This is a genomic window from Achromobacter deleyi, from assembly GCF_016127315.1.
Taxonomy (GTDB): Bacteria; Pseudomonadota; Gammaproteobacteria; order Burkholderiales; family Burkholderiaceae_B; genus Achromobacter; species Achromobacter insuavis_A.
Genome location: NZ_CP065997.1, coordinates 4,036,692 through 4,049,084, shown reverse-complemented (window position 1 = coordinate 4,049,084; position 12,393 = coordinate 4,036,692). Strand labels below are relative to the sequence as shown.

Here is a 12,393-nt window from a genome sequence, read left to right as displayed (position 1 = left end):
GATGCTCCCGCCGGGCCATGCCCGAACGGCCGCGACCCACGGTCCCAGGCTGGGCCGGCACCGTCGCGGGGCGCCGCCTCAGGCCGCGCCGGGCATCAGACTGGCCGGCGGCTGGCGCAGCACGCGCCGGCACAACGCCAGCGCCAGCAGGCTCGACAGGGCGAAGCCCAGCGTCTGCCCCAGCAGCACGCCTTGCGCGCCGCCGTAGTAGGCGCCGACCCACACGAACGGCAGGGTGCCGACGGTGGCGCGCAGCCAGCCGATGGCGGTGGCATAAGTGGCGTAGCCCAGGTTGTTGAACACCGCCACGGACACGAAGAACACGCTGTTCAGCGCCCAGATGAAGCTGGCGTAGCGGCAGAAGACCAGCACCAGGTCGCGGCCCGGTCCGGTGACCTGGAACAGGTCGGGAATCCACGGCGCCAGCAAGGCCAGCAGCGTCGCCGCGCCAAAGCCGTACGCCAGGGCCAGGCCGAGCGTGATGCGCACGGTCTGCCGCACCCGCGGCCACTGCCCCGCCCCCAGGTTCTGGCCCAGGATCGGGCCGATGGCGCCCGGCAGCACGAAGAACAGCGAATACGACAGCTGCAGCACCCGGTCCACCACCGTGGCGCCGGCCATGACGCTGGGGCCGAATCCGGCGTAGGTGGACGCGGTGAAGACGACGGCCGCGGGCGTGGCCAGCGCGCTCAGCGTCGCCGGCAGCGCGATGCCGCCGACGGCGGCCAGGTCGGCGCGCAGGCTCGCGCGCGCCGGCCGCGCCACCAGCCGGTAGCGGCCGAACACCAGCCAGGCGCCCAGCGCCACCGTCGCCACGCGGCCGACGCCGCCGGCCCAGGCCACGCCGCGCATGCCGCCGTCGAACACGAAGATCACCAGCGGATCCAGCACCGCCACGGTGGCGGTGCCGGCCAGCAGCACCCACATCGATTGGCGTCCGCGGCCGGCGGCGCGCAGCAGGTTGGACAGCATCATGCCCAGGCCCATGGCCACCGAGAACGGCGCGGTGATGGCCACATAGGACAGCAGCAGCGCGCGCACGTCCGGCGCCAGCCCGATCGCCCGCGTGAACGGCCCGATGGCCAGCAGGAACACGGCCGCCGACAGCACCGTGGCGGCGGCCATCAGCAGCAGCGAGGCCGCCGCCAGCCGGCGCGCGCGCATGGCGTCGCCAGCGCCCAGGGCGCGCGACACCTGCGCTGCGCCGCCCACGGTCACGCCGATGCAGATCGACGTGATGGTGAACAGCGTCATCGAACCGAAGCCCACCGCCGCCAGCACCGCCTCGTCGCGCAGCGTGCCCAGGTAGAGCAGGGTCAGGAATTCCACGGCGAACACCGCCAGCATGCTGGCCCAGCCGGTCAGCACCATTTCAAGCACGTGGCTGCGCAACGGTCCGGAGACGAAGCGGGCGGGCATGGCGGCGACTGCGTTCAAGCGGCTCTCCTAGCGCGGCGCGAACCAATATTGCGAACGGTCCTCGTCCGACGAATACCAGGGCAGCAGGCCGATGCTCTGCGACTCGCGCTGCACGCTAACCAGCAGCCCGCCCGCCAGCGGCCGCAGCAGCGCCATGGTGCGGTACATGCCCATCGACTCGTGCTGGCGCCAGTCGCGACGGGCGCTGATCCAGAAACGGCCCTGAGTGCAACCGCTGAAGCGTTGCAGGCCGAACGGGTCCAGCGAGCGCTCATCCGCCGCCGCATCCGCCCCGGCCCGGCCTGCGCGCAGCGGCAGCAGGTCGGCGCTGCCGCCGCCCTGGCCGTCGTCGGCCTGGACGCGCCAGCCGTCCGGCGTGGCGCGGAAAGTCACGCTGGCGGCCGCCGTGGGGCGCCAGGTCCGTGCGGCGGTATCGCGCAGGCCGGCCAGGCCGAGCGTGTTGGCTAGCAGGCGCTGCAAGTCGGCCACGCCGGGATCGGCCTGGCCGGCGCGCAGTTCGCCGGCGGCGCGGTAGCTGCCGGACAGGTCGGGGCATTGCGCCGGGTCCGACGGCAGCACCAGCGGCGCGCCGTCCTTGAACGGCGGCCAGTCGACCCGCACCTCGTCCACCGTCGACACGCCGCATCCCGCCAGGGCCGCCAATGCCGCCATGGCCGCCAACCGCCGCGCGGCCAGGGCCAGTCTCGCGCCAGATCCCGCCGTCATCGCCCGCTCCCGTCCGTCTCCATGGCGAGCAACTATACCGAAACCCGTCCCCCGCGTTGCCAAGGCTGCGGCGCCGGAGAATAATCGGCGCATCGCCACTGCCCCGCCCGCCATGACGCCCTTCAAAGGAAAACTCCGCACCCGGCACCTGGAGATCGTGCTGACGGTCGCCGAGCTGGGCAACCTGTCCAAGGCGGCGGCGCAACTGCACAGCACGCAGTCGGGCCTGTCGCGCGCCATCGCCGAGATCGAGGAACTGGTGGGCGCCCGCCTGTTCGAGCGCACCGCCCGCGGCACCAGCTGTACGCCGCTGGGCGAAGCCATGTGCCGCCACGCGCGCCAGCTGCTGACGGGCTTTCGCAAGGCCGAGATCGACCTGGCGGCGCTGTCGCGCGGCGACGAGGGCAGCCTGACGGTGGGCTGCTTCTCGATGTTCGCCGGCTGGCCGGTGGCGCAGGCCGCGTCGCGCTTTCGCGAACGGCATCCGCGCATCACGCTGACGCTGGAGATCGGCACCCACGAGCGGCTGATCGAGGACCTGGACGCCGGCGCGCTGGACGTGCTGATCAGCCGCTTCTCGTCCACGGTCGATCCGAGCATCTACCGCTCGGCCAACCTGCTGGAGGACGCCGTGGTGCTGGCCTGCGCGCCCACCCATCCGCTGGCGGAACGGCCCGAGGCGACGCTGGCCGATTGCGTGGCGTACCCGTGGATCACGGCGCTGCCCGGCAGCCGCATCCGCGGCGAACTGGAAATGCTGCTGTTACGGGAAGGCCTGCCGATTCCGGATATGATCGGCGCCCTGTCTCTGGAATTCGGCCGCGAACTGCTGACGGTCGGACCCTACCTGTGGATGCTTCCCGGCAGCGTCGCGGCGGTGCGCGCCGCGCGCGGCGAGGTGGTGGTGCTGGCGCCCCGCCCCGCCCTGCGGCGCTCGCCGCTGGCGGCCATCTGGCGCCGCGACCGGCCCAGCACCCGCCAGGCCCGCGCCTTCGCCGACACGCTGGCCCAGGCCATCCAATCTTCTTCTTAGGAGCGCCCATGTACGACTGGCTCAACACCCTGCCCAAGGCGGAACTGCACCTGCACCTGGAAGGCACGCTCGAACCCGAGCTGCTGTTCCGGCTGGCCCACCGCAACGGCGTGGCGCTGCCGTGGCCGGACATGGACGCCCTGCGCGCCGCCTACGACTACGGCAACCTGCAGGAATTCCTCGACCTGTACTACCGCGGCGCCGACGTGCTGCGCACCGAACAGGACTTCTACGACCTGACCTGGGACTACCTGGTCAAGTGCCACGAGCAGAACGTGGTGCACACCGAACCCTTCTTCGATCCGCAGACCCACACCGACCGCGGCGTGCCGTTCAAGGTGGTGCTGGACGGCATCAGCCAGGCGCTGCAAGACGGCCGCAAAAAGCTTGGCATCAGCAGCGGCCTGATCCTCAGCTTCCTGCGCCACCTGCCCGAGGAACAGGCCATGCGCACGCTGGCAGAAGCGCTGCCGTATCGCGACGCTTTCATCGCCGTCGGCCTGGACAGCAGCGAAAAGGGCTTTCCGCCGCGCCTGTTCCAGCGCGTCTTCGACCGCGCCCGCGCCGAAGGCCTGCCGGCCGTGGCCCATGCCGGCGAGGAAGGCCCGCCCGAATACATCTGGGAAGCGCTGGACCTGCTCAAGGTGCTGCGCATCGACCACGGCGTGCGCGCCGCCGAGGACCCGCGCCTGATGGCGCGCCTGATCGACGAACAGATCCCGCTGACCGTGTGCCCGCTGTCGAACACCCGCCTGCGCGTGTTCGAGCACATGTCGCAGCACAACATCCTGTCGCTGCTGGACGCCGGCGTGAAGGTCACGGTCAATTCCGACGATCCGGCCTACTTCGGCGGTTACGTCACCGAGAACTTCCACGCACTCTACGAACACCTGGGCATGAGCCAGGCGCAGGCCCAGGCGCTGGCCGACAACAGCATGGATGCGCGCATCCTGAAGTAGGCCCGGCCGCGCAGGTATGCGGGTTGCGCATGGCCCGGATCGAAACCGGCATGCCTGCCCGCCCCCATTCGTCCCTACCATAGTCCCGAGCGGACGGCGGCCCTGCACGCCGTCCGCCGGAAACCAAGACGACAAGGGACAAGACCATGACTGACACCGTTCAGGCCGACCTGCGCACCGGCAGGTTGACCGGCCTGCGCGAGGGCGGCGTCTGCCGCTTCAGCGCCATCCCCTATGCCGAGCCGCCGGTGGGCGCGTTGCGCTTCGCGCCGCCCGAGCCGGCCCGCTGGCGCGGGCCGCGCGATGCCACCCGCCCCGGCAGCGTGGCGCCGCAACTGCCCTCGCGCCTGCGCGGCGCCATGGGCGACTTCGACGCGCCGCAATCCGAAGACTGCCTGCACCTGACGGTGTGGACGCCCGCCGCCGACGAGCGCCGCCGGCCGGTGGTCGTGTGGCTGCATGGCGGCGCCTGGCAAAGCGGCGGCGCGCTCGACTGGTACGACGGCGCGCGCCTGGCGGCGCTGGGCGACGTGGTGGTGGTGGCGGTGAACTACCGGCTGGCCGCGCTGGGCTGGCTGCACCTGCCGGGCCAGACCGCCAACGTCGGGCTGCTGGACCAGGAATGCGCCATTGACTGGGTGCTGGACCACATCCAGGACCTGGGCGGCGATCCGGCCCGCGTCACGCTGATGGGCCAGTCGGCCGGCGCTTCGTCGATCTGCGCCATGCTGGCGCGGCGGCCGCGCTTTGGCCGCGCCATCCTGCAAAGCGCCGCGCTCGGCCGCGGCTTTCGCAGCAGTGCGCAGGCCGCGGCGCTGGGCCGGGTGTTCCTGGCCGCCGCCGGCGCCGACACGCTCGAACAGGCCCGCGCGCTGCCGGTCGAGCGGCTGCTGGCCGCGCAGCAGGCGCCCGAGGTGGTGGCGGCCCTGGAGGCCGAAGGCAGCCGCCGCAGCCTGTTCGGCCCGGCGCTCGATGGCGCGGTGCTGCCCGCCGACATCGCGCCGGCCTTGCGGCAGGCGGCCGGCCGCGCCGACGTGCTGGTCAGCTATACCCGCGACGAAATGGCGGCCTTTCCCGGCGGCGACGGTCCCGACTGCGCACTGGCCAGCGAAGCCGTGTTCGGCGCGCCCTCGCGGCAGTGGGCCGCGGACGCCATCGCCCAGGGCCGGCGGGCGTGGCTGGCGCGCTTCGACGTGGCGCCCACGGCGCGCTTCCAGGCCTGCCATTGCATCGAACTGCCGTTCGTCTTCGGCACGCTCGAGGCCTTCGCCGCCGCGCCCATGCTGCGCGGGCTGGCGCCGACGCAGGCCGCCGCGCTGGCGCGGACCACGCAGCGCGCCTGGATCGCCTTCATCCGCGGCGAGGCGCCCGCATGGCCGCCCGCGCCGCACCTGGAACCGCTGGCCTGAAGCACCGCGCCGGGCGCATGACCCGGCGCGTCCAACATCGACAAGGGGAATACCAATGCTCAAGCAACTTGCCATCGCGCTCGTCCTGCTGCTGCCCGCGGCCGCCGGCGCGGCCTTTCCGGACAAGCCGGTCAAGATCATCGTCTCCAATCCGCCGGGCGGTCCGGTGGACGTGATGCTGCGCGTGCTCGCCAGCAAGCTGTCCACCGCCTGGGGCCAGGCGGTGGTGGTGGAAAACAAGCCCGGCGCATCCGGCATCATCAGCACCGGCGCGCTGGTCAAGTCGGCGCCGGACGGCTACACGCTGGGCATGGTGGTGGCCTCGTCGGTGACCATCGTGCCGTTCGCGGTCGATCACCTGCCGTTCGATCCGCAAAAGGACCTGCAGCCGGTGGCGCTGGTGGCGCGCACGCCGTTCATCTTCATCGTGCCCAGCGACAGCCCGATCAAGACCTGGCAGGACTTCGTGCGCGAGAGCAAGACGCGCAACCTGACGGTGGGCTCGTTCTCCGTCGGCACCGCGTTCCACCTGGTGTGGGAACAGACGGCGCGGCGCGCCGGAATCAAGGCGCTGTACATCCCGTCGTCCTCGTCGGGCAAGACGCAGAACGACCTGATCGGCGGCCAGCTCGACGTGGGGCTGGACGCGCCGTCCAGCTCCAAAGGCCTGATCGACAGCGGCCGCCTGCGCGCGCTGGCCATCACCAGCCCGGAACGCTTTCCCGGCCTGCCGGACACGCCCACGCTGCGCGAATCGGGCATGGGCGACTACGCGCCGCAACCGTGGATCGGCCTGATGGCGCCCGCCGGCGTGCCGGCCGACCGCGTGGCGCGGATCCAGCAATCGGTGGCGGAAATCCTGAAGGAGCCCGCGATGCGGGCGCAGATGGCGACGCTGGGCATGATTCCGATCGGCGGCAGCGCGCAGGAACTGGCCGACACCATCGCGGCCGACCGCGCCGAGATGGCCCCGCTGATCAAGGAACTGGGCATCAAGCTGCAGTAGGCGGCGAGCGGGAATCCTTTCATTTTCAACGATCTGCAGTGCAGAGGCCGCGCCTGGCGTGCCGTTTGGGAATGCGTCCTTTTATTTATTGACCGACGGTCAGTCACTTAATAGAATACGCTTTCCCCTCCTTTCCCGGCCATCCGCAATGACCCCCAATCGCCGCCGCGCCCTGGTGTTCGCCGTCAACCTGGGCAGCTTCATCACCATCCTGGACATCAGCATCGTCAACGTCGCCCTGCCCACCATGCAGGCCGCGCTGCGCATCGACATGGCCGGCCTGCAATGGGTGGTGGACGCCTACGCCCTGTTCCTGTCGGCCTTCATGCTGTCGGCCGGTCCGCTGGGCGACCGCTACGGCCGCAAGCGCTCGTGGCTGGCGGGCGTGGCGTTGTTCACGCTGGGCTCGGCGTTCTGCGGCATGGCCGACAATCTGCCGCTGCTGCTGGCCGGCCGCGCGGTGCAGGGGGTGGCCGGCGCGCTGCTGATCCCGGGCGCCATGTCGCTGCTGACGCAGGCCTTTCCCGATCCCGGCGAACGCGCCCGCGCCATCGGCCTGTGGGCCTCGTGCAATGCCATTTCGCTGATCGTCGGCCCGATGCTGGGCGGCCTGCTGGTGGCGCATTTCAGCTGGCAGAGCATCTTCCTGATCAACCTGCCGGTGGGCGTGGTGGCGATCGCGCTGGGCGCCTGGAGCATCCAGGAAAGCGCGCATCCCGAGCACGCCGCCTTCGATCCGGCCGGCCAGGCCCTGAGCGTGATCTGGCTGGGTGCGCTGACCTATGGCCTGATCGCCGCCGGCGAACACGGCTGGCAGGCGCCCGGCACGCTGGTGGCGCTGGCGGTGGCCGCGATCGGGTTGATCGCTTTCCTGTGGGTCGAGCACACCGTGGCGCGCCCCATCCTGCCGCTGGGCCTGTTCCGCGACGCCGGCTTCGCCAGCACCAACTTCGCGTCGTTCGTGATGGGGTTCGGCGCCTACAGCAGCCTGTTCTTCTTCTCGCTCTACCTGCAGCACGTGCGCGGTCTGTCGCCGCTGGAGGCCGGCTGGCAGCTGGCGCCGCAATTCGTGGCCACCGGGATCGTGTCGACGGTGTTCGGCCGCCTGAACCTGCGCTTCGGCTTGCCGCGGCTGATGATCGCCGGCTACGGCATGGTCGGCGCGGCCATGCTGGGCATGATGAGCTTCGACGCCCACACACCCTATGCGCTGTCGGGCTCGTTGATGGTGCTGCTGGGCCTGGGCATGGGGCTGGCGGTGCCGGCCACCAGCATGGCGGTGATGGCGACCGTGCCGCGCGAGCGTTCCGGCATGGCCTCGGCCACCATGAACGCGCTGCGCCAGACCGGCATGACCATCGGCATCGCGCTGCTCGGCGCGCTGATGAGCGGCCGCGCGGTCGACAGCCTGGCCGCGGCGCTGACGCGGCTGGGCCAGCCGGACGCGCAGGCGGTGGCGCGCATCGCGGTCACCCAGCACGTGCTGCCGGCGCAACCCGATGGCGTGGCGGCGTTGTTCGCCGATGCGCTGGCGGGCGGCTTCCATGCGGCGATGGCCGGCGCCGGCGCGGCCTCGCTGCTGGCGGCGCTGCTGCTGTTGTGGGTCACGCGCGGCGCGCGGCCGGTGTTGCGCGCGGCCTGAATGGATGCCCGAGCGCGCGCATGAAACCCAGGCTTGGCGCGGAATTCCAGCGCATGGAATTCCAACGCCCGGAATCAAATCAGGCCGTTATTAAGCAGGCGTAACAAGCACGCCGCCGCGGTAGCGCTCCAGTAATATCTCCGCCCAATAACAGGTTAACAACCAAGAGGAGACATGCCATGCAACATCGCAAGATCCTGTTCCGTTTGGCGCCGCTGGCGCTGGCCGCGCACCTGGCGCTGAGCGGCCCCGCCGCCGCGCAAAGCGCGCCCGGCACGCAAGGGCCGCTGGCGCCGGCGCCCATGCCGGAACTGGCCACGCAGATCGACCAGCGCGCCAAGGCCATCGAAGACAAGCTCATCGCCTGGCGCCGCGACATCCACCAGCACCCCGAACTGGGCAACCAGGAAACGCGCACCGCCAAGCTGGTGGCCGACCACCTGCGCGCGCTCGGCATGGAAGTGAAGACCGGCGTGGCCGGCACCGGCGTGGTGGCGCTGCTCAAGGGCGGCAAGCCCGGCCCGGTGGTGGCGCTGCGCGCCGACATGGACGCGCTGCCGGTCAAGGAACAGGTCGACGTGCCATTCGCTTCCCAGGCCAAGGGCACCTACCTGGGCAAGGAAGTGGACGTGATGCACGCCTGCGGCCACGACGCCCATACCGCCATCCTGATGGCCACCGCCGAAGTGCTGGCCGGCATGAAGGACCAGCTGCCCGGCAGCGTCAAGTTCATCTTCCAGCCGGCCGAGGAAAGCCCGGCCGACTTCGAGCCGGACGGCAAGAAGATCTGGGGCGCCAAGATGATGGTGCAGGAAGGCGTGCTGGACAATCCCAAGGTCGACGCGATCTTCGGCCTGCACGTGTCCAGCAGCTATCCGGTGGGCAAGCTGTCGTGGCGCAGCGGCCCGGCGATGGCCGCTGCCGACCAGTTCTGGATCGACGTGACCGGCAAGCAGACGCACGGCGCGCGGCCCTGGTCGGGCATCGACCCGATCGTGGTCAGCTCGCAGATCATCCTGGGCCTGCAGACCATTCCCAGCCGCCAGATCAACAGCATGCTGGAGCCGGCCGTCATCACCGTGGGCGCGATCCATGGCGGCAACCGCATGAACATCGTGCCGGACAGCGTGGCCATGACGGGCACCATCCGCACGTATGACGAGGGCATGAAGAAGGACATCCACCAGCGCATCGCGCGCACCGCCACGCTGATCGCGCAAAGCGCCGGCGCCAAGGCCGACGTGCGGGTGGTCGAGCTCTACAACGCCACCGTCAACAACCCGGGCCTGACCGAGGAAATGGGCGCGACGCTGCGGCGCGTGGCGGGCGAAGGCAACTACGGCCTGCAACCGAAGTCGACCGCGTCCGAGGACTTCTCGTTCTACCAGGAGAAGGTGCCGGGCATGTTCTTCTATCTCGGCGTCACGCCCAAGGACGTCAATCCCGAGACCGCGGCGCCCAACCATTCGCCGCGCTTCTACGTGGACGAATCGGGGCTCATCAACGGCGTGCGCGCCCTGTCGAACCTGACGGTCGACTACATGGCCAAGGCCAGGCAAGGCAGCTAGCGGCGGGCATAAGCAAACCGCCATAAAGTCTTTGTGGCGGACGGCATGGTTTCCTACAGTACGGCCCTTTGCCGCCAAAGCGCCGACTCGCCATGCCGATCACCCGCCGCCGATTCCTGCTTGCCAGCACGCTGGCCCTGCCGCTTGCGCGTCCGCGCCGGGCGCGCGCCGCCGCCTGGCCCGAACGGCCCATCCGCCTGGTGGTGACCTTTCCGCCCGGCGGCGCCAGCGACATCGCCGCGCGCGTCATCGCGCCGGCGCTGGGCGACCTGCTGGGCCAGTCGATCGTCATCGACAACCGCCCCGGCGCCGGCTCAACCATCGGCGCCACGCAGGTGGCGCAGGCCGCGGCCGACGGCTACACCCTGCTGATGTCGAACTCGGCGCCGCTGTCGATCTCGCCCGCGCTGATGCCGCAGCATAACTACGACCCGTTGGCCAGTTTCCGCCACGTGGCGTACCTGGGCGCGGTGCCCACCGCCTTCGTGGTGCATCCGTCGGTGCCGGTCGAAACCTTCGCGCAATTGACCGAGTGGATCAAGGCGCAGCCCGCGCCGGTGCAGTATGGCAGCGGCGGCCTGGCCTCGGTCGGCCAGATCGTCGGCGAACTGTATGCGCGCCAGACCGGGGCGCGGCTCGAACACATTCCCTACAAGGGTTCGGGCGCGATGCGCAACGACCTGCTGGGCGGACAGATCCGCGTGGCGGTCGATGCCCTGCCGCAGAACCTGCCGTTCCTGCGCAGCGGCCAATTGCGCCTGCTGGCCGTGACCACGGCGCAGCGGGTGCCGCAGGCGCCCGAGATTCCCGCGGTGGGCGAACTGGGCTACCCCGGCCTGGTGGCCGAGAATTTCGTCGGCCTCTCCGGTCCGGCGGGCCTGCCCGACGGCGTCAGCGAACGCCTGCACGCGGCGCTGGCGCAGGTACTGCAAACGCCGGAGCTCCGCGCCAAGCTGGAAGGCCAGGGCTTCGTGCTGGCGCAGAAGTCGTCCAGCGAATTCACCGATTTCGTGCGGCGCCAGGCCGAGGCCTGGGGGCCGGTGGTGCGCGCCACTGGAGCCAGCCTGTGAGCGCGCGCCGGTTGCTGGTGCTGTTCGGCCAACCCGGCCGCGGCGGCTTCAACGAGGCCGCGGTGGCCGGCGCGACGCGTGCCGCGCGCGCGGGCCAGCCGTTGCAGGTGGAATGGATCACGGCCCGCGACCCCGACGCGCGCGCCGAGCGCCTCGCGCACTTGTGCGCCGCCGACCCGGACCTGGTCATCGTGCATGGCGGCCAGGGCGACGTGCCGGTGGCGCGGGTGGCGCCGCGCTTTGGGCGCACGCAGTTCGCCATCACCCAGGGCAGCCATCACGCCGCCAACGTCGCATCCTATGAAATCCTGCAGGAGCACAGCGCTTTCCTGGCCGGCGTGCTGGCGGGCCTGCGCGACGGCGCCGCGCATCTGTCGGGCGAGCGCGTGCGGCCCGGGCTGAAGGGCCGCGCAGCGTATGCCGATGGCGTGCGCCGCGTGCGCGGGCGCGATCCCCTGACCGGCTTTTGCGGCAACCAGCACGACCCGGCCCTGGCCGAGGCCTGGACCGATGCGCTGGCCGCCGGCGGCGCCCGCGTGGTGTTCGCGATGATGGACGGCGGCCGCGACGGCATCAGCCGCGCCTGCCGCCGCCATGGCCTGTGGCAGATCGGCAATGTGCTGGACTGGGTGGCGCGCGATCCGGCCGTGTACCTGGCGTCGGCGCTGGCCGATTCGGGGCTGTGCGTGGAACGCGCCGCGGCCGATCACGCCGCCGGCGCGCTGCGGGTCGGCGGCGTCACGCATTTCGGCCTGGAAGCGGGTGATGCGCTGAGGCTGGTGCTGGGCGCGGACGTCGGCGCCGAAGAACGCCGCGTGCTGGATGAATGGTCGGCGCGGCTGGCGCGCGGCGAGATCGAGGTGGCGCGGGACTACAGCGGGCGCGAGTTCGAGCCGCGCGCCGGACCGGTGGCGGAGAAACCCGCGTGGTGCGTCACCTCGCCGGCCGCCGGCCGCGTGAAAACCTGCGCCATGAAGTACTGCGGCGGCACGCCGGGATAGGTCAGCGCCGGCATCCGCGCGAAGCCGAAGCGCGTGTAGTACGCCGGTTCTCCCACCAGCACGCAACCGGCGGCGCCTTGCGCCTTGAGCGCGGCCAGTCCAGCCTCGATCAGGGCCGTGCCGATGCCACGGCCCTGCTCCGCCGGCAGCACCGCCACCGGCCCCAACGCGTACCAGTCGGCCGCGCCATCGCTGACGCTCACCGGCGAGAACGCGATATGGCCCACGACGCGCCCGTCCTCGCGCGCCACCAGCGACAGCGTCAGCGCGCCGCCCGCGCGCAGCGCGTCGATGATGTAGCCCTCGGTCTGCTGGCTGTGGGGATGGTCCTGGAAGGCTTGCTGGGTCAACGCGAAGATGGCGTCGATATCGTCGGGGGTTTCGGCGGAAATTCGCATGGCCCTTCTCCTTGGCGATGAATGCATGGCGCAGACCGCGAGTGTAAGCCCCGCCATGATTGACGCCCGCCCGGCCCCTCGCTACAGTGACCGCCGACCCTGGCCGGCCACGCTGCCGCCGGCCGGCCTGCGAACCTGGCGGCGCCTCGCGCCCCAACTCCG

General features: G+C 71.2%; 10 protein-coding genes and 1 pseudogene. 8 read left to right on the top strand and 3 right to left on the bottom strand.

Translation table 11 applies throughout. The annotated features are described in order from the left end of the window. Positions 1–78: 78 nt before the first annotated feature. Both I6I07_RS18385 and I6I07_RS18380 read right to left on the bottom strand, forming a co-directional pair. Complete coding sequence (locus I6I07_RS18385) at positions 79–1,437, bottom strand: MATE family efflux transporter (protein ID WP_198483176.1); 1,359 nt, start codon at positions 1,435–1,437, stop codon at positions 79–81. Between the two features lie 9 nt (positions 1,438–1,446). Further along, the gene (locus I6I07_RS18380; RefSeq protein WP_232625642.1) at positions 1,447–2,145 is read right to left on the bottom strand and encodes a hypothetical protein; all 699 of its coding nucleotides are present in this window, start codon (positions 2,143–2,145) and stop codon (positions 1,447–1,449) included. A gap of 112 nt (positions 2,146–2,257) precedes the next feature. On the opposite strand from I6I07_RS18380, the gene I6I07_RS18375 reads away from it, so the two are divergent. The 8 genes and pseudogenes from I6I07_RS18375 to I6I07_RS18340 all read left to right on the top strand — a co-directional run. After that, the gene (locus tag I6I07_RS18375; protein ID WP_198483175.1) at positions 2,258–3,178 is read left to right on the top strand and encodes a LysR family transcriptional regulator; all 921 of its coding nucleotides are present in this window, start codon (positions 2,258–2,260) and stop codon (positions 3,176–3,178) included. An 8-nt stretch (positions 3,179–3,186) separates the two neighbouring features. Next, positions 3,187–4,137, top strand: coding sequence for an adenosine deaminase (locus tag I6I07_RS18370; protein ID WP_198483174.1), 951 nt, complete (start codon positions 3,187–3,189; stop codon positions 4,135–4,137). A gap of 146 nt (positions 4,138–4,283) precedes the next feature. Further along, entirely contained in the window at positions 4,284–5,546 is a 1,263-nt protein-coding gene (locus I6I07_RS18365) for a carboxylesterase family protein (protein ID WP_198483173.1), read from the top strand. Positions 5,547–5,601: 55 nt separating this feature from the next. Then, positions 5,602–6,552, top strand: coding sequence for a Bug family tripartite tricarboxylate transporter substrate binding protein (locus I6I07_RS18360; RefSeq protein WP_198483172.1), 951 nt, complete (start codon positions 5,602–5,604; stop codon positions 6,550–6,552). Between the two features lie 148 nt (positions 6,553–6,700). After that, complete coding sequence (locus I6I07_RS18355) at positions 6,701–8,194, top strand: MFS transporter (RefSeq protein WP_198483171.1); 1,494 nt, start codon at positions 6,701–6,703, stop codon at positions 8,192–8,194. A 179-nt stretch (positions 8,195–8,373) separates the two neighbouring features. After that, the gene (locus I6I07_RS18350) at positions 8,374–9,762 is read left to right on the top strand and encodes an amidohydrolase (protein ID WP_198483170.1); all 1,389 of its coding nucleotides are present in this window, start codon (positions 8,374–8,376) and stop codon (positions 9,760–9,762) included. Positions 9,763–9,854: 92 nt separating this feature from the next. Beyond that, the gene (locus tag I6I07_RS18345) at positions 9,855–10,832 is read left to right on the top strand and encodes a Bug family tripartite tricarboxylate transporter substrate binding protein (protein ID WP_198483169.1); all 978 of its coding nucleotides are present in this window, start codon (positions 9,855–9,857) and stop codon (positions 10,830–10,832) included. Further along, a pseudogene (locus I6I07_RS18340) lies at positions 10,829–11,752 on the top strand (BMP family ABC transporter substrate-binding protein); the annotation flags it as partial. The gene I6I07_RS18345 and the pseudogene I6I07_RS18340, both read left to right, overlap by 4 nt. Here I6I07_RS18340 and I6I07_RS18335 read toward each other — a convergent pair. After that, positions 11,704–12,231 carry a GNAT family N-acetyltransferase gene (locus I6I07_RS18335; RefSeq protein WP_198483168.1) on the bottom strand — a complete coding sequence of 176 codons (528 nt, stop codon included), beginning with the start codon at positions 12,229–12,231 and terminating at the stop codon, positions 11,704–11,706. The pseudogene I6I07_RS18340 and the gene I6I07_RS18335 sit on opposite strands and share 49 nt — an antisense overlap. Between the last annotated feature and the right edge of the window lie 162 nt (positions 12,232–12,393).